The organism is Sporosarcina sp. P1 (assembly GCF_002743155.1).
Classification (GTDB): Bacteria; Bacillota; Bacilli; order Bacillales_A; family Planococcaceae; genus Sporosarcina; species Sporosarcina ureae_B.
Genome location: NZ_PDYS01000002.1, coordinates 366820 through 388042 on the forward strand (window position 1 = coordinate 366820; position 21223 = coordinate 388042).

The window sequence follows — 21223 nt, forward strand, 5'->3', positions numbered from 1 at the left end:
AGTGACTGTATGAAAAAAGGATTAGCCTCTCTATTGGCTTTCATGATGATGGTCGCAGTCATAGCGCCATCTGCAGTATCAGCAGATAAAGCCATCAATGAAAAGCTTGGAGTTCCGATTGTAGTCTATGGTTCAAATTTATCGGATAGTGAAAAAGCGAGTGTTAAAGAAAGTCTAAAAGTTGCCGAGGAAGCTGAAGTGGAAGAATTATCAGTAGACGGCAATGATTTGATCAAATATATTCCTGGTGGCGACCGAAATGCACGAATGTATTCTTCTGCCAAAATTACTAGACAAGAAGCAGGAGAAGGTCTCGTCATCAATATTGTAACACCAGATAATATCACGCAAGTAACTGAGGACATGTATGCTACTGCCATGTTGACAGCAGGTATTGAAGACGCCCTTGTAGAAGTGGCGGCACCAAAAAAGGTAACGGGTCACTCAGCTCTCGTTGGAATTTACAAAGCGTATGAAGTGTCAGGAGAGGTTCTCGATACTGAACGTACGGATGTAGCAAATGATGAATTGAGCTTGGCAACGAAGCTATCAGAAAAAGCAGGCGTCGATCAAGATGAAGTAGCTAATTTGCTAACAGAAATCAAAAAACAGATTTCAGAACAAAAGCCCGCGACAAAGGAAGACGTAGAACAGATCGTCCATGATCAATTGCAGAAATTTAATATCCAGTTGAATGAGGCGGATCGTCAATTATTAATTGACTTAATGGATCGGATCTCGAAACTTGATATCGATTTCACGAAGCTTAACGAGCAACTGTCCGATATGGCATCGAAAATTAAAGATAAATTAGGCGACATAGATCCAAGTTTCTGGGAAAAAGTAAAAGAGTTTTTCAGAAATATGGCAGATTCTCTTAAAACTTTGTTTAGTTAAGTTGTCATTGTGGTACGTTATATTGTAGAAGTATAACTACAAAGGAGAGATATGCATGAGTGAAAATAAAGACAACGAACAGCGTGAAGGAATGGATTTTGAGCTTGCGGAGCTAGGCGGTACGAAGTATGCGTATCAGTATAAAGTGGCCGGTGATGTAAAAGCAGAAATCGAATGGACTGAAGAAAACGGTGTCATGACGATGACACATACCTATACAGACGATTCATTGCGTGGTCAAGGTGTTGCCAAGAAATTACTTGACCAAGCTGCTGATAATGCACGTGAAAAAGGATTGAAGATGAAAGCGGTCTGTTCATACGTAGTGAATGCGTTCGACCGAAGTGATGAATATAACGACGTAAAAGCATAAGTTGTATTTTGGAATGGCTACGCGATAGATGTTCCGCATCATTTTTTTGAAACTTTTCTCATTTCATTGCGTATAAATAATAAGGAAACAAACTAGCAGAAAAAGGATGATGTGGAATGATTAATCGTACAGCAGAGCGCGTACTCGGTATCATATCAGCTGTTTTATTGACACTGAGTGTTTTAGGTGCTGCATTAGTAGCATTCATTTGGAATATGGCAAGCACGGATCCAACCTTCATGGATGAATTCCGCGGAGAAATTGTGAGTGAGGGAGTATTAAATACTGAAGAAGTGGATATGTTCATGTCGTTTATGAGCTCTTTTTCTACTATCATATGGGTTTTGGTTGCTGTAGCATTCATAGGCTTGGTATTGAATATTATCGGTCTGGTAAAAGTCTGGAATAATAAGAGTCCAAAAACAGCCGGTATATTATTCATCATCGCAGGTTTACTAGGTGGGTTTCTATCGTTACCATCCATCTTGCTCTACATTGCGGCAATCCTGTGCTTCACAAAGAAGCCTCCAATGACAACAGGACCTTCACCTGATGAATACGTCTCCACTCAATCTAACTGGATGAACTAAATACTTACTGACACGTAAAGACCCTTTTCTTTTAGAAAAGGGTCTTTAGTATACGTTCTGGTAGTCGCACTGGACTCAAAGAAAACACGCTAGTTTATCGTAAGTAAATGGCGACCAAACTCAATAGAAAGCGTCCGCTTGCGATAGTATTCAACGGCGTCTACCTATTTAACACATCTACACTTTGGTTACGTATGTGCAGGTTGCGTGATAGGCAATGAATAATGAAGAATATTTACGGAAATGCCTTCAAATAACTCAGGGAACGACTCAACGAAATTAAATCCTTGTTTCGCATAAAAATCTTGAAGTGCTATATCATTTTGATCGACATACACATCAACATTTACAGCTTCCTGTAACGTTCCTAGTGCTTCTTTTAACAATGCTTCCTCGTATCCGCTATTCAAATACTCAGGAAGCATGTGCAGGGCCGTCAATTCACTCTCACCATCCACATCAATCGGGGTATAACTTAAATACCCGATAGAATGCCCTTGCTCGTCTATCGCGAGCAAAACCATCGTCTTTTCCAATTGCTTTTTTAGCATTAAATCAGAATACGTACGTTCAATATATTCTTCGATCACTTCTTCAGGTATATGTTGTTGAAATGTATGTTGCCAAGACGTATGAGCAATTTGTTGAACATCTGGAATGTCTTCTACTGTCATTTTACGAATCATAGTGATCTCACCTCTAGTTATCTTTCTACATAGTATAACAAATTAGGCTTTGCAAAACTACTATGCGATAAAACGGTAACGACTACTAAACTAAAAACTATAACCTATACGTCAAATATGAACAACATCATAAAAAGACATTTACATCCTAAGTTTACAATTGCTAAGTAACTAACCAAGCTGTAGACGTTTGAAAGTAAGAGTGCGGGGTATATTAAGCAGTAGGTAGAAAATCACCACAATTACATTACGACGGAGGATGGTAAATATGGCTAAAAAATCAAATGGGTTATTATTTGCAACACTTGCAGCAGGAGCTTACGCTTTCTTTAGTAAAAAGGAAAATCGTGATAAGGCAATGGAAACTGTAGGTGTTTTGAAGGGAAAAGTAGACACATTTGTGAACAACAATAAATTAGTTGACCAAGCAACTGAAAAAGTTGGACATTCTGATCCGACAGATTTAAGAGATAATAACATGGTATCTGAGGGAGCTCAGACAAGTGTTCATTATTACAACCAAGAAGTACAAGATCCAGATAAAAATGCTGCAAAAAAAGATGGTCTTTACAAGAAAAATGAAGATACGAGCGATAATAAGCCACTATATAATAAAGATGAATCAACTAAGCAAGCGGAAAAAGACAATAAATCTAACTAAATTTAATCACATTAAAATACTAAAAGCGCCCATTTTTAAAGGGCGCTTTAATACATATATAGCGTTAACCACATAAGGGGTAGATAATATTGGGGTATGAGGTAAAATAATGTACATATAGTAATATATCTTGCGTAGTCATATATATAAGATGAGTGGGGTGAAACTCATGACGGGCAAGGAAACAGAAGTATCTAAGTTGGATTTGATCAGTGTTATTGAGAAAGAGGGAAATACAGATACAGCAAAATTATTTTTTCGTTTAGAAAAAGAATTTCTTACACATGTCTTCAATTTGGAGAAAGACGAAGCACGTTCCAAGCTTAGGGAAATTGAAAAAATTTTGTATGAGTATAAACCTACACATTCATTTGAAGTTGTAAAATATTATTTGATTATCCTCTCTTCCGTTATGACAAGACAATTACAAAAAGAATCTATATTTACTGAAGAAAATGCCTTTATATTTAATACGGCTTGTATAAAAATGATCGAAGCCAATCTCCATAGAGGAAACGTAGTAGAAATTGGAGACGAATTAGTCGAGTTCTTTTGTTACGTCCTCAAAGGGAAAATAAAACCTTCCCTGTCGCATGATACGGTCAATGAAGTGATTCAGTACATAAATGAAAATGTTGAAAATCAATTAATCGTTGAAGAAATTGCAAAATATTTCAATGTAAGTACTAGTCATCTTTCTCGCATATTCCGAGAACATACATCTGTTACGTTAGTAGAATATATTACAATCCGTAAAATAGAAGATATCCAGTTTTATTTACGATTCTCTGATATAAAAATAGCGGAAATTGCAGAGAGATTTCATTTTTGTAATCAAAGTTATTTCACCCGTGTCTTTAAAAAGTATACTGGGCTAACGCCGCGACGCTTTCGGATGGACTTGGATAGAAATTACTTTCAATTTACATTAAAAAAAGGTGATTCGCTGTAAATTTACTGCTGTTTGCTGTATACTTTTCTTTAGTTTGAGATAGCGTAGGTGAAACCATTGAAGAAGAGAATAGGGCTCGTAAGTTTATTAGCAATTACTGCTGTGTTTTTAAGTGGTTGTTCTGGTGTGGAAAACAAAACAGGTATCTTCTACAGTACATTTGTTAGACCGATGGATTGGCTACTCCATTATCTAGGGGAAGCTTTCAATGGAAATTATGGTTTTGCGATCGTACTAATTACTGTAGCGATTCGGGTAGTATTGATGCCGTTGATGTTAAAGAACTATAAATCTCAACAAGAGATGAAAGTAAAGATGGATGGACTACGACCGGAAATGGAAGATATCCAAAAGCGTATGAAAGCATCTAAGGAATCTGGGGATAAAGAAGAGCAAATGAAGCTTCAGCAGGAAATGATGGGACTGTATTCTAAGCATGGAGTCAATCCATTAAATATGGGTTGTTTACCACTTGTGATTCAAATGCCAATCATCATGGGCTTATACTTTGCTATACTTTACGCTCCACCTGAAGTGAAAAATCATGAATTCTTATGGTTTAAACTAGGTGAACCGGATATTATTATGATGTTAGTAGCCGGAGCTGTCTACTTTGTCCAAGCGCGCGTGTCATTGTGGACGATGCCTGAACAGCAACAAAAACAAATGAAGTTATTCATTTACATGTCACCTATAATGATTATGTTCATTTCGTATACTGTAATGGCTGCATTGCCACTATATTGGGCAGTCGGAGGATTACTGTTAATCTTCCAAACGTATCTTGGGCGTAAATTTTACTTTAAACATGTTGAACCACCAGTTGCGGAAGAAAAGTAAGGTACTTAGAAAGCTGGTGCATACCAGCTTTTTTTGTTGCCAACAATGGAGAGGAAGAGTCGCATGAAATTGAAATGGATCATGGGCTTGGCAATTACAGCATCTGCTGCCGCAGCACTGTATTTTATCATCAAGTTAAATTTGGAATTCGCCATTTTGTTCATGCTAATCATGTTTACCTTTACCAATGCCGCGCGAACCATTATGTATAGAAATCAAGGTCTGATGCGTGAGGCGAAATGGATGCTTTGGATGGCATTATTTTTCGGATTAGGTTCACTTGGAACATTAGCGTACGTCTTACTATTTTAACAAAAGGAAAGGCCGCAATTAATTCAGCGGCCTTTCCTTTTATTCAATTACACGAGAAATACGCTGCTTTGTCGCGAAAGTTAAAATTAATGCACCCATGGAACAAATCGCCATACTTAGGAATGCCAAGCGAGGTGACTGGTCATACAAATATCCAGCGGGGAAAGTAAGAATCGCAATACTGAGACTTAACGCCACTGCCGCGTAGACACCTTGCGCAGAAGCGATGAGATGATTTGGTACATTCTTCGAAATGTATTGAATGAATGCAAAATGTGCCATGCCAAATGAAACAGAGTGGAGAACCTGCGTGGCAATAAATACACTAGTTATAGGAAAGAGGAAGATGGCAATCCAACGAATGGTAGAACCGGTTGCGGCTAATAAGAAAATAGTCGACGTCTTGACTTTAGCAAGCGAACGATCTGCCTGCGTGAAAAATATGATTTCAAACAGCACTGCGATATTGAGAATCAGCCCGATATAAAACCCGTTGATTCCCATATCATCCAAAAAGATAAAACCATAATTATAATAAGAGGCATGCGAGCCTTGCAGTAAAACCGCAATACATAGCACGATTACAAACGATTTATTGGCAAACAAAGCCTGCAATTGGCCTTTTTGTACTGCTGTATTTGCAACGGGATGGCGTTGTAATACACCCGGGGCAGGTTGAAAAGAAAATATCAAGCCTATACCAAGGCCGATGATCATCATATACAAAATGGCGTGTACATTCCAGATTGCTGTTACCGTACCAATCAAGAGCAATGCGATAGTGTAGCCGATTGAACCGAATGAGCGACTCTTGCCATAATGGATTCGTTCATGTTGCATCAATAATGATGCACCACTTTCAACGCTTGGTAGGATAATAGGATAGATGGAGCTGAATAATACGGTCAATCCGAATAAGATTGCAAAAGGACTTTCCGGAAGATAAGCAAGCGTGAGAATGAAGGACAAAAAAATAGTCCAACGTATAACACGCAGAAGTGACATATTTCGTGTAGCGTACGGAAATAGAAAGAACGTGGAAAAAGACCTAGCGATCATACCAATACCCATCATGACGCTAGCCTGTGTTACTGATAGACCTTTTGCTGAAGTCAGCCAGCCAGTCCAATAAGGTAAAAAGATACCCCATGTAAAGAAAAATATGAAAAAGCTCATCGAGAGCCAACGTTGATTATTCACATGTATGACCTCACAATAATAGCTGAATCTAAAGTTATGTAAATACTAGCATAGACAGACGAAAAAGAAAAATGGTGATACACTAGAATACGTGGTTTGAAACAGAGCATAATTTGTATAAAAAAGAGAGTGGTAATTTGATAAGCGATTTAGAAAGAAAGCAGGGTATAGCATGAGAAATAAAAACGATGAATTTTCCTCTAGAAAGCGTAGGCGGAAAAACAGATGGGTAGATGGGGGGATCGTTCTACTCTTTATTATCCTAACTAGTAGCGTGATATGGATAGGGACGAACGGATGGAGTATAAAAGAGGCGGTTGACAGTATTCAAAATGGGTCGGAACCAACAGCAGACTTTCTCGAAATAGAAGAGCCTGCGGATTCAGAAAGTAACGATATGACAGGAAGTAGCAAAGAAAACACATCTTCATCAGACGTGCCGAGTGAAGCAATTCTTCGAGAGGTAGAAGAACCAATAACTGAAGAGGAACCGAATGAAGGGGAAGTCCGAGAAGAAAACTCTAAAGGGAAAGCAGTGCCGCAAAATCCAGTAAAACCTTCCAATCCCACTGGCTATATAACAGGACAGATATTACCTAAAGAACCGAAACGTATTAAAGGTGTATTGCTTGCCAATAAACAATATCCTTTACCGAAGGACTATGCACCGGGAGAAAGCGCAGAAGCGAGAGAAGCATTCAATGAATTAGCAGCAGCAGCCGTTACATCGGGCATAAATCTGCAGGCCTTCAGTACGTATCGTTCGTATGATTATCAAGTCACTTTATACAACCGTTACGTGGAAAGAGACGGACAAGAGGCAGCTGATCGTTATAGTGCGCGTCCTGGCTATTCGGAGCATCAGACAGGGCTTGCGTTTGATATCGGTGAAGTCAATCATGAAAAACATTGGGCGTCGAATTCATTCGGTGATACAGAAGCGGCTAAGTGGCTTGCTGCCAATGCCCATCAATACGGATTTATTCTCCGCTATCCTGAAGGAAAAGAAGAAATTACCGGTTACATGCATGAATCTTGGCATTATCGATATGTTGGAAAAGATAAAGCGGAACAAATATTTAAACGGAGTATCACTTTAGAGGAATATTTAGGTATACGATAAAAAACAGCTGACAGAAGATCATGATCTTCTGCCAGCTGTTTTTGTTTATAAAATAGGGGAAAGTAAGCGAGAGATGGATTCCTTCACTTTAATCAATCGCTCACGCTCCAAATAAGCATCTAGTGTCAGCTCGGTTGAATTTTGAATATCTTCCTCAAAAATCTCTGCTAATTCATGTGATTTTTCTCGATCATAAATGAATGCATTCACTTCGAAGTTCAAGCGGAAACTACGGACGTCTATATTTGCTGTTCCAACTGACGACACTTGATCATCCACTACGATTTGCTTGGCATGGATGAAACCATTTTCATAAATATATATTCTTGCTCCAGCTTTTAATAAAATACCGACATTCGAATAGGTAGCCCAGTAAACAAACATATGATCCGGCTTATTAGGAATCATAATTCGGACGTCTACGCCAGACAGACACGCGATCCGAAGTGCATCAAGCATACTTGTATCAGGAATAAAATAAGGCGTCTGAATATAGATGTAATCTTTGGCCAGAAATATCATTTTCAAGTAGCCATCTTTAATATCTTCCCACTCCGAATCAGGTCCGCTAGACACAATCTGCAAGCCGACATCCCCTTTACGAGGAATCGCCGGGAAAAATCGTTCATTGTATTGGATGTTCGTTTTAGGAGAAGCTTGATTCCAATCGAGTATAAAGCGCGTTTGTAATGGATGAACTGCACTTCCCTCGATTCGGAGATGGGTATCGCGCCAGTAACCGAATTTCTTGCTGAGACCCAAATATTCATCCCCAACGTTAAATCCACCGATATAACCAATTCGCCCGTCGATAATGACGATCTTCCGATGATTCCGGTAATTTAAACGAGGATTGATCAATGGTAGCAAGGCGGGGAAGAACGCTGCCACCTCACCACCGCTTTCAATCAATTCATGAAAATTCTTCACATGCAATCCACGTGAACCAATATCATCAAACAGCATCCGTATTTTCACACCTGATTTCGCTTTATTGATTAGAATCTCTTCAATCTGCTTTCCTATTCCATCTAGTCGAAAAATATAATACTGAATATGGATGTGATCACGAGCGTTTTCTAAGTCTTCAATTAAAGCGTCGAATTTATCGCGACCATCCGTATATACTTGCACATCATTATCTTGTGTTAGTACGGAATGATTATTACGCAAATGCAAATAAATCATATCGTCATATTCTTCTGTATCAGTCTTTAGAAACTCAAACGTTTCATTTTCTATGGCCTCGAGTTGATAATTAATTAGCTTTTCAATACCAATTTTACTTCTACCTTCCCAGCGGAATAAGTGCTTTTGACGCAATTGGCGACCGAGTAGTAAATAGATAATGAAACCTAAAATTGGAATAAAGAATAGTACGAGGAGCCATGCCCAAGTACTTGTAGGATCTCGGCGCTCTAAAAATATCAAAGCAATCGCGAGAAATATGTTAATAATCAACGTGCTTGTGATAATCAAACTAATAACTTGCGTCATATGCTTCCTCCCGTAGGATATATACTATTCCTTTAGTATAACGGAGTTGCGAATAAATAGCCTATTAATAAAATAAAGTGAAGCTTTTTCCTTTTTATATTAAACAATTGGATCTTCTGTGTTTCGCAAAGAGCGAGTAGATTTCCGGAAAATAAATACGAGTCCTATAGATAGTAGCGCTATGATAGCAGAAATGAAGTACATATTTCCTGCTTGCATTGTGAATATCCACGTAAATAACAACGGCCCAATAATCCGCCCCATATTATCCATCGAGTATGAGAGACCTGCCGCAGTACCGTACATACCGCCTGATTCTTTCGTTGTAAGAGATACGAGTACTGTTCGAACAAGTGCGTTACCGGCGGTGAATACGCTCATCGCAAAACCTGCCCAAAGCAAACTTGTGGAAAATGGAATGAGTATTAGACCAATTGCCGTAACGACTTGCGCAACGATGATCCATGAAGTTTCCGTTCCGTTTTTCACACGTCGTACCACGCCGCCTTGAATAGCTGCATCTACTAAACCGCTAGCCATAAACAAATAGCCTAGTTGCAATGGTGTGATTTGAATCTTATCTATTTGGAAGAGTTGGAATGTTGCTTCCACACCGGCAAGTAAAAAAGTAATAATGAATGAAGTGATAAATAGATAACGAATACGATACGTCCATAACACAGAGGCGCCTTTAGGAATAATCGCCCGTTTATTTCCTTCGCTATGACGTGTAGGCTCTCTCAGAATAATCATAGCGTACACTGCTAATAATAACGTTAAAGTACCCGAAGCGATGAATGGTAATTGCAAATGAACGTCACCAAGAATACCACCAATCGCTGGTCCGAAAATAAAGCCAAGACCGATTGACATGCCGAGCAGGCCCATATATTTATTACGATTCTCCTCGGTTGTGAGATCAGCAACGAAACCTGTTACGGCTGTATACAGTGCACCTGAGAAAATACCACCCACTACACGTGAAATATAGAGCAATACAATATGGTGCATGAATGCCGCAAATAAAAAGAAACTGACGCTAAAGCCAAGCAGTCCGATCATAATCAGTTTCTTTCTACCAGTGCGGTCAGACAGCGCACCCCATAAAGGTGCAGTGAAAAATGAAGACAAGGCATAAACCGTCAACAAACCACCGACGTGCACTTGCGAAAAGCCTTCGGCGAGTATAACTTCAGGTAAAATAGGGATAATGATGCCGAAGCCAAGATAAACGAAGAACTGGACGGACATTAATAATAAGATCGTTTTCTTCATATGTAACCCGCTTTCTGAATGAATAGTTTCTTTCTTATCGTACGATGAATAGGAGTAGTATTCAAGTAGCAGTGAAGGGATGGAAGCTCAAGTTGGCGGACGCTTTTCCCATGGGCTCTCGGTGAGCCAACCAGGTCGCGAGGTCCCTTGTGGTTGTCTCACCGCGGACCCATAAGACACGCGTCCCCTCCGAAACGCAAATCCCCAACCCAACAACCTTGCCAGCCTATCTATTTAGCTTATTTAATCCTCCACTTTAGAAGCGAAAAAGACTACCCCAGAAAATCGCATGTTACGACTTCTAGGGTAGCCTAATACTTTTCTTAATGCAATTTCACACGCTGTAAACGTAAAGCGTTCAATACGACAGATACCGAACTAAACGCCATCGCCGCACCGGCTAACCAAGGTGCTAACAGACCGGCCGCTGCAATAGGAATACCAATCGAGTTATATGCCAACGCCCAGAACAAGTTTTGCTTAATATTCCGGACCGTCAATTCGCTCATTTTCAGCGTATCTACTACACGCAACAAATCGCCATGCATGAGTGTGACGTCAGCCGCATCCATCGCGACCGCTGTTCCAGTACCCATCGCCATCCCAATATCAGCTACCGCAAGAGCGGGCGCATCGTTAATACCATCACCGACCATAGCTACGCGCTTTCCTTCGGCTTGCAAAGAGCGGATGACTTCTGCTTTACGCTCTGGCAACACACCTGCGATGACATGATCGATGCCCGCGGTATTTGCAATCGCTTGCGCCGTCATATGTTGATCTCCTGTTAACATGATGACATCGAGGTTCATCGCACGCAGCTCAGCAATTGCTTGCTTCGATGTATCTTTAATCGTATCTGCAACCGCGATGATTGCTTCGTGTACTCCATCCACTGCCATGAACATGACGGTTTTGCCGTCACCTTCCATTTGTTCTACAGAAGCAATCGTAGAATCAAAATCCACATCATGGTGAGAAAGCAGATTCTTTGTTCCGAGTAAAATGTTTTGTCCGTCAATTAAGGTTTGAATTCCGTAACCTGGAATTGCTTCAAATGACTCAACAATGGGCAGCGTAGAAATCTGCTGCAATCCATAAGACGTAATGGCTTTTGCAACGGGGTGCTCAGAGTCACTTTCGGCTGCTGCAGCAAGTGAAAGCAAAGACATGCGCTGTTTTTCATTGCGAACATGGAAATCTGTTAATTCTGGATGACCTTTTGTGATTGTCCCCGTCTTGTCCAAAACAATGGTATCGATCAAACGAGTTTGTTCCATTGCTTCAGCAGTTTTAAACAATACGCCTTCTTCGGCTGCCCGTCCCGAGCCTGCCATGATGGAAGTAGGGGTAGCTAGACCAAGTGCGCATGGACACGCAATGACTAGAACTGCAATCAAGCTTGTTAAAGAAGCTTCGAAATCACCAGGTGCGACTACGAAATACCAGATGAGGAACGTAATTATCGCAATCCCGACGACGATAGGCACAAACACACCGGAAATCCGATCAGCTAGTCTCTGGATCGGCGCTTTTGAACCTTGTGCTTCCTCTACGACGCGAATGATATTGGAAATCATCGTGTCTTTACCGACATTCGATGCTTTTATCCGTAATGAACCATTGGCGTTTACGGTGGCGGCAAACACTTCATTACCTTGTTGTTTGTCTACAGGTAAGCTTTCACCCGTTAGCATGGATTCATCCACTGCAGAAGATCCGGATAGCACCACTCCGTCTACAGGAACAGAAGCTCCCGGTCGAATGACTAGAATATCTCCGTGCGCTACTTCGTGGATGGGTATTTCCACCGTTTCGCCGTCGCGCTCTAGAATGGCCACTTGCGGTTGCAACTTCATGAGATTTTTGATTGCATCTGAAGACCGACCTTTTGCACGTGCCTCGAATAATTTACCTAATAAAATCAATGTAATTAAAACTGCGCTTGTTTCGAAATATAAGCCATGATTCAGTGCGTCACCGGTCAACACAAGGTAGACCGAATAGAAATAGGCAGCAGATGTACCGAGAACAACGAGTACGTCCATATTGGCACCACCGTTACGTAATGCTGCATAAGCACCTTTATAGAACGTGGCACCAATCCAAAACTGAACAGGTGTTGCTAATACCCACTGGAAATAAGGATTCATGAAAATTGCTGGCACATACATCCAAGAAGTGAAGGAAAAGTGTGCAAACATGGTCCACAAGAGTGGTAATGAAAGGATTGAAGAAATAATTAGCTTGCGCGTTTTTTCATCAATATCTTTCTGTCGATAATCTGTTTGATGATCTGATTCTTCTGTACGAGGTGATGCTTCATAACCAATTTTTTTGATCTTCTGCAAAATGTCTGCCAATTCCAAAGCGGCTGGATCGTAGCTTATATGCGCGGTTTCAAGTGCTAAGTTAACGGTGGCGGATCGAATGCCGGACATTCGAGACAATACTTTTTCAATTCGCGCGGAACAAGCAGCACACGTCATACCGCTAATATTGAGGTTCATTTCTTCCGTCAGTACGTCGTAACCTAGCTTTCTAATTCGGTCTTCCACTTCAGTTAATCCGATTTGGTTGGAATCAAATGTAACAGCCGCTTTTTCCGTAGCGAAATTGACAGTAGCCGTCGATACGCCTTCCATTCGTTGCAACCCTTTTTCAATCCGGTTAGCACAAGCGGCACACGTCATACCTATTATAGCAATTTCTTTTTTTTGCTCACTCATAGTGCTGGTCACCTTTCTTGTCACGCTTCGACGTCATAACCTTGATCTTCAATGGCATCTTTCATTTTTTCAACGGTTACAAGAGAATCGTCAAACTGCACGGTTACGCTATTCGCTTTTAAATCAACCAAAGCACGTTCTACACCCGATAATTCCGTTAATGCACCTTCTACTGCTTGTACGCAATGATTACATGTCATACCTTTTACGTTCAATGTAGTTGTATTCATCTATAATTCCTCCTATTTTCTAATTAATTTAGCTATAGTTTTCGCCAGTTCGTCTAAGACTTCTTCGTCGCCTTCAGCCAATCGATTTTTGACGCAACCTTTTAAGTGTCCGTCCAACAAAACATTTGCCACGCTGTTTAAAGCAGATTGTGTAGCGGATAGTTGAGTAATAACATCATCACAATAAACATCGCGCTCTATCATACCTTTAATGCCTCGTATCTGACCTTCTATGCGGTTAAGACGATGAGTCAAGTTCGTCTTAATTTCTTCCGGATGATGACTCTTGCGGCAAGAATTTTCTACTTCATCTAGAGAAGGTTCTTCAGGAAGTAACGTCACTCCATATCCACCACCTTTCGTATATATTCATTCTAATATACGTATAGGGGGTATGTCAAAATATCCATTTTTACATATTAGGGTTTAATATTGGCAAAAAAGGTGAAAATGTAACAGAAATGAAAGATTTAAAAGGTGGTTAGCGTGGTATAATAAGAGCAATAAGAAATTTTGAAAATATAGAACTTCATGAGCGATCAAACGTCTATATAACTGACTAGGAAGGTTGAGGTGGAAGAAGTGGCTAAAGAAATGGATTTCAAGAAAATTATTTCTAATTTGGCGAAGCTTGGTGTTTCCGCAAAACTCACAAAATCCAGAAGTGATATGTTGCAAGCATTGACGCCTGCCGTACAAGCACCACCCGTTCAAGCTAACTAAATAAGAGACCATACGAAAAGCTCACCCCCTAATATATTGGAGGGTGAGCTTTTCGCGTTAGTTTATGCCTTAAATTTTCTTCACAAACTCGGATTTTAGCTGCATAGCGCCAAATCCATCAATCTTACAATCAATATTATGGTCACCGTCTACTAAGCGAATACTCTTCACTTTCGTCCCCATTTTCAATGCATTGGAACTGCCTTTTACTTTTAAATCTTTAATGACCGTCACAGAATCTCCATCTTGCAACACATTGCCATTGGCGTCCTTGATCTCGGGCATCCCTGTTTGATCGGATTCTTCCGTCGTTCCAGGCGTCCACTCGTAGGCACATTCAGGACAAACGAGAAGGTTCCCATCTTCATATGTATATTCGGATTGGCATTTCGGACAATTTGGTAAACTTGACATAAAAAAACCTCCCTTTCCTATACAGTCTACACAATTTGTGCCTGCTCGGAAAGGGAGTGAGTATTCATTTACGGTTAGTCATTGTCATTCGCATCGAATAAATATGTTCGCTGATGGAACTTCATACTGAAAATCAAGCCGATTGCTAGCATATTACTGAATAAGGAACTTCCCCCATAACTGATAAACGGTAGAGGGATACCTGTAATAGGAAGCAGCTGGATATTCATGCCGATGTTTTCGAATACGTGGAACGCGATCATCGCAATGACGCCCGTGCAAATGTATACGCTGAACGGATCGTGCAAAGAAAGAGCAACTTTCGTTAAATGGTAAATTAAAATAAAATACAGTGTGATAACTAAACAAGCACCGATAAAACCGTACTCTTCTCCAATTACACTGAAGATAAAGTCCGTATGATTCTCGGGGATGTATACAACGCGCTCCAGAAAACCTTTACCCGTCAGTTGTCCGGATCCTATTGCGGTCATTGCCGTAATCAAGTTGTACCCTTCATCTGTTGGATAAGAGTAAGGATCTAACCAAGAATAGACACGTTTAAACTGATAAGGTGAAAACCCGAACTTATCGAGCAAGTCTTGTGCGAAGAGTGACATCCACAGCACAGCACCTGCGGCTACAGCTCCTAATGAAAAGATAGGTACGAGTAACTTCCATGAAATACCTGAAACGATGACGACGGCGGCAGTGATCGAAATGAATACGAGTGCAGTTCCTAGATCGGGTTGTTTCATAATGAGAACCAATGGAACGAACAGCATCAACGCTATTTTACCGAGCAATCGTAAATCTGTCGTATACGTCCTGTGTAACGAGCGTTCGTTATGCGTGCTGACCAACTTGGCAAGCCCGATAATAAAGAATGTCTTAATGAACTCAGCAGGCTGAATCGTCCCAATGACGGGTAAATGCAACCATCGCTTTGCGCTGTAGCGCATTTCTGCAATTTGCCCTGGACCTCCTGGCGCCAACATCAGAAAAACCAACAAGAAAATACCAAAGCCATAGAAATACCAAGCGAACTTTTTATATTGATCAGGTTCAAAATACATGACCATTGCTACGATGAATGAACCGAGTATATACCATCTCACTTGTTTTAAAACGAAGTTCTGTGTATATTGCTCAGAGGTTTGAGCGGATCCGATGACGAAAAAACTGACAATCGCGAAAAGTAAAATGATAAAGGCAAGTGTCCAGTCAAATCGTTCACCTAGCCTGTTTGATTGTTTCAATTATGAAATCACCTTTTCTTAAGCTAGTATTCTATTACTATAATCACCTATTATATCGCAAAACTTTTTAAGAAGTACACCCATTAATAGACGAGTTGTGAAATGATTGGTTTCTATGTGAAGTAAAAAGAATGGAGAACGTTGGTTTTTCATTCATGAATTGGCTCCGTTCATGGTAAACTGTATGAATGAAAACTACGGAATGTGAGGAGATTACATGAAAAGACGGTTAGGTTTAGTATATGGCGGGAAATCCGCGGAGCATGAAGTGTCACTTTCTACAGCGCGGGCAGTAACAGAGGCGCTTGATTTAAGTAAATATGAAGTATTGCCAATCTATATTACGATGCAAGGCGAATGGCTTAAAGGGGAACCATTGACTGGACCCGTCACGGAGATTGAGACATTACGTCTGAGAAGTGAACAACCAAAGCCCGATCATATTGAAAGTTTTTTGCAAGGAGATATGCCCGACGTCATTTTGCCACTTCTACACGGAACGAACGGGGAAGACGGAACAGTACAGGGATTATTTGAAGTCTTGAATATTCCATACGCGGGTAACGGAGTACTCGCTTCTTCAGCAGGTATGGATAAAGTCGTAATGAAACAATTATTCGCACAAGCGGGATTAGCGCAAGTTGCATATGTCCACTTCATTCGCAGTACGTGGAAAGAACATGCCGAGCAATTACTAGATCAAGCGGAACAAGAACTTAGCTACCCAATGTTCGTCAAACCAGCCAATCTTGGATCAAGCGTGGGCATCAGCAAAGCGGATGATCGCGAGTCGCTCGAAAAAGCGATTGAGTTAGCATTGAAATTTGACCGCAAAATCATTGTAGAACAAGGAATTGTGGCTCGTGAGATTGAAATGGCTGTTCTTGGTAATGATCATCCTAACGTATCGGTAGCAGGAGAAATCCGCCCGGTTGCTGACTTTTATGACTATGAAGCGAAATATAAAGACCAAAGCACGGAGTTGTCTATTCCGGCTGAAGTGCCTGATGCAGTTGCTAAGCGTATGAAGGACATGGCAATTCGGGCATTTAAAGTTCTAGACTGTTCAGGACTTGTGCGGGCAGACTTTTTCGTTACGGCAGACGACGAAGTATTGATCAATGAAGTAAATACATTACCTGGCTTTACACCGACAAGCATGTTCCCATTATTATGGCAGAAGTCTGGATTGACCTATCCAGAATTAATTGATCAGCTAATTGAACTGGCAGTAGAACGTCATACAGAAAAACAACAACTACAATATACAATGGACTGAGTGGAGGAAGTAACGTGAAACGAAATCTAATAACGATCCAGCAATGGCTTCAGGCGGAAGGACAGCATATCGCAGAGCAACAAGTGACAGGTGTCTGCATCGATTCACGGAAAGTGCAAGCGGGGGACTTGTTCATCCCTTTTAGAGGGGAACAAGTAAATGGCCATCAATACGTCAAGGCAGCAATTGAGCAAGGTGCAATCGTAGCACTTTGGCTGAAAGATGAACCTAATCCACCGACAGATCTACCTCTTCTATTCGTCGAGGATGCAGAACTCGCCTTGCAGCAAATGGCCCGTAGCTACCGAAGTGAATTGACATGTACTGTCATCGGAGTCACAGGGTCGAATGGCAAAACGTCGACGAAGGATCTAATTGCAGGGGTATTGTCACCTTATCTAAAGGTTAAGAAAACGGAAGGCAACTTCAATAATGAACTGGGCTTGCCACTGACATTATTAGCTGTTGAAGATGATACAGAAGTTGCTATCCTTGAGATGGGGATGAGCGGCTTTGGAGAAATTTCATTCTTATCAACGCTTGCTAAACCACAGTTTGCAGTCATAACTAATATTGGTGAGGCACACATGCAAGATCTGGGCTCTCGTGAAGGGATTGCAAAGGCGAAGTTTGAAATCATCGACGGTCTAGAGGGTAACGGTATGTTGCTCTACGATGGTGACGAACCGTTATTAAAAGGATTAGTATATCAAAAGTCCAATTTGCGCAGTGTGTCATTCGGTTATGAACAAGATGATTTGATTGCGCAACAAATTATATCTACAGATAAAGGTAGTTCATTTACTATAACTGGTAAGCATGAGGGGCAGTATACCATTCCTGTTTACGGTTCGCATCAAGTGAAGAATGCACTGGCTGCGATTATAATCGCAAAAGAGCTGGGTCTGACAGAAAAACAAATTGAAGAGTCATTAAGTGAAACAACATTAACAGATATGCGTATGCAACCTATAGCGGGTAAAAATGGTTCATTACTTATTAATGATGCATATAATGCAGCGCCTACTTCCATGCGTGCAGCGTTCCGTTTTATCGATGAAACGTCCGTCAAACAAAACAAGTGGCTTGTCCTTGGGGATATGCTGGAGCTTGGTCCCGATGAACAGCGCTATCACGAAGAGCTTGCGGACGAACTGAATAAAATGAACGTAAATGGGATTGCGCTATTTGGACCACGTATGAAGTGGTTATCGGAGCAGTTGAAGGATTACCGTGGTGATATTATGTGGACCGCGAATGACATGGTATTACTTGCGGAGGCATTGCGCCCGAAACTAACGGATCAGACAGTGGTGCTATTCAAAGGGTCTAGAGGAATGAAACTAGAACGTATCATAGAGATGCTCGCAGAGGAAGAGTTGTGACGACAGGCGTTCTTATCATTCACGGATTCACAGGTGGTCCTTTTGAAATCGCTCCGTTTAAAAGATTTCTACAGAATTATACCGATTGGAAAATAGCGGTACCAGTTTTACCGGGACATGAAATGGATCTTGGCGTACAGAAAGGCACCGCCAAGTCATGGATGATGGTTGCGGAATTAGAATTAAGAAAACTACAAAAAGAAGTGGATGACGTCATAATCGTTGGCTTCTCTATGGGCGGCTTGATCGCCATGTACTTGGCGCTACGCTATCCGATAAAAAAGCTTGTCCTATTAAGTGCTGCGGCGAAATATATTAGTCCGCGTATTTTATTGGGAGATGCAAGAATCATGATGAGGCCTTTTAGACGTAAGAATTATCCTCCCGATTCGTTTTATCATCTGTATAACTATAAACTGACAAAGACACCTGTTCGTGTAGCGATAGAGTTTTTACGCGTCGTTCGCTTAGTGCGACCGTATCATTATCAAGTCAAAACACCTGTTTGTATCGTGCAAGGGAAGCAAGATGGTATCGTTCCTGCATTCACGGCCGAGTTATTGTATGAACAACTCGGATCAAAAGAAAAACATCTGATTTATTCTGAACATGGTAAACATCATATTTGTTATAGCGAAGATCGCCACGTATGGTTCGCGAAAGTACTGAAGTTCATGGGCAAAGACTGATTAATGGAACTTAAGCGGATTCGTTGCAGTCTTGTGTAAGCCATGGTAGAATGATGAAAGGAATTGGATACATTTACACGGCACTCTTCCGTTATACTATACGGAGAGTACTTTTTTTTGAATAAAACGGTGATTATTAGGCAGACTAGCAATGATTTGCTGTTTTCACCGCTCGGCAAGGACCGAGCTTTCCTTGTATGTCACGGGTTTTACATTGTGCTGTATAAAAATCTGGACGCAATTACGATCGGTGTAATTGATATGACCCCTCTCAACCACAAGAATCCTTCTAGAAGATTCTTTTTATAAACCAGAGATGGATATATCGGAAACGCTCCCAACTTTCAAAGTACATGGCTCGAATTTGCCGCGCTTTCATTTGCAGATGTAACCAATTGTCAAATGAAGAAATAAAGGAGAATGAATATTTTGACGAAGTTTTCAGAATTGAATATTAGTGAAGCAACACAAAACGCTTTGCTACGCATGGGGTTTGAAGAGGCAACACCAATCCAAGAGGGGACAATCACTTTTGGTATGGAAGGCCGCGACGTAATCGGGCAAGCACAAACAGGTACTGGTAAAACAGCAGCATTCGGTATTCCAATCATTGAAAAGTTGGATCCGAAGAGTACTGCAGTTCAAGCGTTGGTCATCGCACCAACTCGTGAATTGGCAATCCAAGTATCAGAAGAAATTTATAAAGTCGGCTACGGTAGCCGTGCGAAAGTTCTTTCCGTTTATGGCGGACAAGAAATCGGACGTCAAATCCGTGCCCTTCGTAATAATCCAAATATCGTAGTCGGTACACCGGGACGTATTTTGGATCATATTAACCGTAAAACATTGAAGCTTGATAATGTTCAAACACTTGTTTTGGATGAAGCGGATGAAATGTTGAACATGGGATTCATCGAAGATATCAACACAATTCTTGCAAGCGTACCGGCTGAGCGTCAGACGTTGCTATTCTCAGCGACTATGCCTGCTCCGATTCGTAAGATTGCAGAAACTTTCATGAAAAACCCAGAAGTAGTAAAAATCAAATCAAAAGAAATGACTGTTGAGAACATTGAACAGTTCTTCGTAAAGTCTCACGAACGTGAGAAGTTTGATGTATTATCAAGATTGTTGAATGTTCAACAGCCTGAATTGGCTATCGTATTCGGACGCACGAAGCGCCGGGTAGATGAGTTGGCTCATGCACTAAGTATCCGTGGCTATATTGCTGAAGGAATCCACGGTGACTTGACACAAGCAAAACGTATGTCAGTTTTGCGTCAGTTCAAAGACAATAAAATTGATGTACTTGTAGCAACAGACGTAGCTGCACGTGGATTGGATATCTCAGGCGTAACACACGTTTACAACTTCGACATTCCACAAGATCCAGAGAGCTATGTTCACCGTATCGGTCGTACTGGCCGTGCTGGTAAAAGCGGAGTGGCTGTTACATTCGTAACACCACGTGAAATGGGTTACCTTCGTATCGTTGAGGAAACGACTAAGAAGCGTATGACTCCATTACGTCCACCGACTTCTGATGAGGCATTGCTTGAACAGAAGAAAAATGCAGTGGATTCCTTGGTAGAAATAATTGAACAGAATAATTCAGAGGATTATGCTGGATTAGCAGCACAATTGCTTGAGAAACATGATGCAAAAGAAATTGTGGCGGCAGCACTTAAGTCATTGACTAAAAGTGTTGATGAGACACCTGTAAGTATTTCAGAAGAGCGTCCATTACCTTCACGCAGACCATCTTCATCACGTTCTGGTGGCTATAAAGGCGGCAATCGCAGCGGCGGTGGACGTTCACAAGGCGGACGCGGCAGAAGTGGTGGCGGTTCATCAGCTGGCGGATCAACTAGACGTAGTAGTGGACCACGCGATGGTGCAAGAAGAGATGGCGCATCACGACGCAACAGTAGCGCTCGTTCAGAACGCTAAGAAAAAATATAAAATCCGGGCCTGCATAAAATGTACCCTATAAGATAGACACTTTGAAAAAAGTCTATCCTATAGGGTACTTTTGTTTATAATGAATAAAAAGATGTGGGAGCGGATGAATGTGACTGAACGATTGTTTACCTTAAAAGAACAAGCACG

At 41.0% G+C, this 21223-nt stretch carries 22 protein-coding genes; 13 read left to right on the forward strand and 9 right to left on the reverse strand.

Going from position 1 to position 21223, the window contains the following annotated elements:
- The first annotated feature begins 9 nt into the window (after positions 1-9).
- The 3 genes from CSV73_RS04750 (at position 10) to CSV73_RS04760 (ending at position 1860) form a co-directional block, all read left to right on the forward strand.
- A complete protein-coding gene (locus CSV73_RS04750) occupies positions 10-897 on the forward strand; it encodes a DUF1002 domain-containing protein (protein WP_099626760.1) in 888 nt (295 codons plus the stop codon).
- Between the two features lie 91 nt (positions 898-988).
- Positions 989-1270, forward strand: coding sequence for a GNAT family N-acetyltransferase (locus CSV73_RS04755; RefSeq protein ID WP_085133586.1), 282 nt, complete (start codon positions 989-991; stop codon positions 1268-1270).
- A 116-nt stretch (positions 1271-1386) separates the two neighbouring features.
- Positions 1387-1860 carry a DUF4064 domain-containing protein gene (locus tag CSV73_RS04760; RefSeq protein ID WP_099626761.1) on the forward strand — a complete coding sequence of 158 codons (474 nt, stop codon included), beginning with the start codon at positions 1387-1389 and terminating at the stop codon, positions 1858-1860.
- A gap of 188 nt (positions 1861-2048) precedes the next feature.
- On the opposite strand, the gene CSV73_RS04765 is transcribed toward CSV73_RS04760, so the two are convergent.
- Positions 2049-2546, reverse strand: a complete 498-nt coding sequence (locus CSV73_RS04765; protein WP_085131927.1) for a GNAT family N-acetyltransferase — start codon at positions 2544-2546, stop codon at positions 2049-2051.
- Positions 2547-2814: 268 nt separating this feature from the next.
- On the opposite strand from CSV73_RS04765, the gene CSV73_RS04770 reads away from it, so the two are divergent.
- From CSV73_RS04770 to CSV73_RS04785, 4 genes are all read left to right on the forward strand, one after another.
- Positions 2815-3207, forward strand: a complete 393-nt coding sequence (locus CSV73_RS04770) for a hypothetical protein (RefSeq protein ID WP_232319232.1) — start codon at positions 2815-2817, stop codon at positions 3205-3207.
- A gap of 169 nt (positions 3208-3376) precedes the next feature.
- The gene (locus tag CSV73_RS04775; protein ID WP_158232279.1) at positions 3377-4159 is read left to right on the forward strand and encodes a helix-turn-helix transcriptional regulator; all 783 of its coding nucleotides are present in this window, start codon (positions 3377-3379) and stop codon (positions 4157-4159) included.
- A gap of 57 nt (positions 4160-4216) precedes the next feature.
- Positions 4217-4999: a membrane protein insertase YidC gene (gene yidC, locus CSV73_RS04780; protein WP_085131924.1), complete on the forward strand. Its 783-nt coding sequence runs from the start codon at positions 4217-4219 to the stop codon at positions 4997-4999.
- A gap of 63 nt (positions 5000-5062) precedes the next feature.
- Positions 5063-5311: a hypothetical protein gene (locus CSV73_RS04785; protein WP_085131923.1), complete on the forward strand. Its 249-nt coding sequence runs from the start codon at positions 5063-5065 to the stop codon at positions 5309-5311.
- A gap of 39 nt (positions 5312-5350) precedes the next feature.
- On the opposite strand, the gene CSV73_RS04790 is transcribed toward CSV73_RS04785, so the two are convergent.
- The gene (locus tag CSV73_RS04790) at positions 5351-6511 is read right to left on the reverse strand and encodes an MFS transporter (protein WP_099626762.1); all 1161 of its coding nucleotides are present in this window, start codon (positions 6509-6511) and stop codon (positions 5351-5353) included.
- 172 nt (positions 6512-6683) lie between these two features.
- Between CSV73_RS04790 and CSV73_RS04795 the strand changes: the two genes are divergently transcribed.
- A complete protein-coding gene (locus CSV73_RS04795; RefSeq protein ID WP_085131921.1) occupies positions 6684-7634 on the forward strand; it encodes a M15 family metallopeptidase in 951 nt (316 codons plus the stop codon).
- Positions 7635-7679: 45 nt separating this feature from the next.
- On the opposite strand, the gene cls is transcribed toward CSV73_RS04795, so the two are convergent.
- The 5 genes from cls to CSV73_RS04820 all read right to left on the reverse strand — a co-directional run bounded on the left by cls (position 7680) and on the right by CSV73_RS04820 (position 13707).
- Positions 7680-9131 carry a cardiolipin synthase gene (gene cls / locus CSV73_RS04800; protein WP_085131920.1) on the reverse strand — a complete coding sequence of 484 codons (1452 nt, stop codon included), beginning with the start codon at positions 9129-9131 and terminating at the stop codon, positions 7680-7682.
- 99 nt (positions 9132-9230) lie between these two features.
- On the reverse strand, positions 9231-10406 hold the full coding sequence (locus CSV73_RS04805) for an MFS transporter (protein ID WP_099626763.1): 1176 nt from the start codon (positions 10404-10406) through the stop codon (positions 9231-9233).
- A 323-nt stretch (positions 10407-10729) separates the two neighbouring features.
- Positions 10730-13135 (reverse strand): heavy metal translocating P-type ATPase, encoded by a 2406-nt coding sequence (locus CSV73_RS04810; protein ID WP_085131918.1) that lies wholly within the window; start codon positions 13133-13135, stop codon positions 10730-10732.
- Between the two features lie 20 nt (positions 13136-13155).
- Complete coding sequence (gene copZ, locus CSV73_RS04815) at positions 13156-13365, reverse strand: copper chaperone CopZ (protein ID WP_085131917.1); 210 nt, start codon at positions 13363-13365, stop codon at positions 13156-13158.
- A 12-nt stretch (positions 13366-13377) separates the two neighbouring features.
- On the reverse strand, positions 13378-13707 hold the full coding sequence (locus tag CSV73_RS04820; RefSeq protein ID WP_085131916.1) for a metal-sensitive transcriptional regulator: 330 nt from the start codon (positions 13705-13707) through the stop codon (positions 13378-13380).
- A gap of 240 nt (positions 13708-13947) precedes the next feature.
- On the opposite strand from CSV73_RS04820, the gene CSV73_RS16560 reads away from it, so the two are divergent.
- Positions 13948-14088, forward strand: coding sequence for an Lmo0850 family protein (locus CSV73_RS16560; RefSeq protein WP_198166092.1), 141 nt, complete (start codon positions 13948-13950; stop codon positions 14086-14088).
- 69 nt (positions 14089-14157) lie between these two features.
- On the opposite strand, the gene CSV73_RS04825 is transcribed toward CSV73_RS16560, so the two are convergent.
- Both CSV73_RS04825 and CSV73_RS04830 read right to left on the reverse strand, forming a co-directional pair.
- Positions 14158-14502 (reverse strand): zinc ribbon domain-containing protein YjdM, encoded by a 345-nt coding sequence (locus tag CSV73_RS04825; protein ID WP_085131915.1) that lies wholly within the window; start codon positions 14500-14502, stop codon positions 14158-14160.
- A 74-nt stretch (positions 14503-14576) separates the two neighbouring features.
- Positions 14577-15761 carry an FtsW/RodA/SpoVE family cell cycle protein gene (locus CSV73_RS04830; protein ID WP_085131914.1) on the reverse strand — a complete coding sequence of 395 codons (1185 nt, stop codon included), beginning with the start codon at positions 15759-15761 and terminating at the stop codon, positions 14577-14579.
- A gap of 217 nt (positions 15762-15978) precedes the next feature.
- Between CSV73_RS04830 and CSV73_RS04835 the strand changes: the two genes are divergently transcribed.
- The 4 genes from CSV73_RS04835 (at position 15979) to cshA (ending at position 21064) form a co-directional block, all read left to right on the forward strand.
- Positions 15979-17040 (forward strand): D-alanine--D-alanine ligase, encoded by a 1062-nt coding sequence (locus tag CSV73_RS04835; protein WP_085131913.1) that lies wholly within the window; start codon positions 15979-15981, stop codon positions 17038-17040.
- Positions 17041-17054: 14 nt separating this feature from the next.
- A complete protein-coding gene (locus tag CSV73_RS04840; RefSeq protein WP_099626764.1) occupies positions 17055-18425 on the forward strand; it encodes a UDP-N-acetylmuramoyl-tripeptide--D-alanyl-D-alanine ligase in 1371 nt (456 codons plus the stop codon).
- Complete coding sequence (locus CSV73_RS04845; protein ID WP_099626765.1) at positions 18422-19114, forward strand: alpha/beta hydrolase; 693 nt, start codon at positions 18422-18424, stop codon at positions 19112-19114. The genes CSV73_RS04840 and CSV73_RS04845 overlap by 4 nt, the downstream gene beginning before the upstream one ends.
- Positions 19115-19543: 429 nt before the next feature.
- Positions 19544-21064, forward strand: a complete 1521-nt coding sequence (gene cshA / locus CSV73_RS04850) for a degradosome RNA helicase CshA (protein WP_085131910.1) — start codon at positions 19544-19546, stop codon at positions 21062-21064.
- The last annotated feature ends 159 nt before the right edge of the window (positions 21065-21223 follow it).

Bases quoted from the DNA above. Each gene is read 5' to 3' on its own strand.
- CSV73_RS04775 (WP_158232279.1), top strand. From the start codon at position 3,377: ATGACGGGCAAGGAAACAGAAGTATCTAAGTTGGATTTGATCAGTGTT.
- CSV73_RS04750 (WP_099626760.1), top strand. From the start codon at position 10: ATGAAAAAAGGATTAGCCTCTCTATTGGCTTTCATGATGATGGTCGCA.
- CSV73_RS04825 (WP_085131915.1), bottom strand. From the start codon at position 14,502: ATGTCAAGTTTACCAAATTGTCCGAAATGCCAATCCGAATATACATAT.
- CSV73_RS04785 (WP_085131923.1), top strand. From the start codon at position 5,063: ATGAAATTGAAATGGATCATGGGCTTGGCAATTACAGCATCTGCTGCC.
- CSV73_RS04810 (WP_085131918.1), bottom strand. From the start codon at position 13,135: ATGAGTGAGCAAAAAAAAGAAATTGCTATAATAGGTATGACGTGTGCC.
- CSV73_RS04805 (WP_099626763.1), bottom strand. From the start codon at position 10,406: ATGAAGAAAACGATCTTATTATTAATGTCCGTCCAGTTCTTCGTTTAT.
- copZ (WP_085131917.1), bottom strand. From the start codon at position 13,365: ATGAATACAACTACATTGAACGTAAAAGGTATGACATGTAATCATTGC.
- CSV73_RS04770 (WP_232319232.1), top strand. From the start codon at position 2,815: ATGGCTAAAAAATCAAATGGGTTATTATTTGCAACACTTGCAGCAGGA.
- cls (WP_085131920.1), bottom strand. From the start codon at position 9,131: ATGACGCAAGTTATTAGTTTGATTATCACAAGCACGTTGATTATTAAC.
- CSV73_RS04835 (WP_085131913.1), top strand. From the start codon at position 15,979: ATGAAAAGACGGTTAGGTTTAGTATATGGCGGGAAATCCGCGGAGCAT.
- CSV73_RS04755 (WP_085133586.1), top strand. From the start codon at position 989: ATGGATTTTGAGCTTGCGGAGCTAGGCGGTACGAAGTATGCGTATCAG.
- CSV73_RS04795 (WP_085131921.1), top strand. From the start codon at position 6,684: ATGAGAAATAAAAACGATGAATTTTCCTCTAGAAAGCGTAGGCGGAAA.
- CSV73_RS04765 (WP_085131927.1), bottom strand. From the start codon at position 2,546: ATGATTCGTAAAATGACAGTAGAAGACATTCCAGATGTTCAACAAATT.
- CSV73_RS04760 (WP_099626761.1), top strand. From the start codon at position 1,387: ATGATTAATCGTACAGCAGAGCGCGTACTCGGTATCATATCAGCTGTT.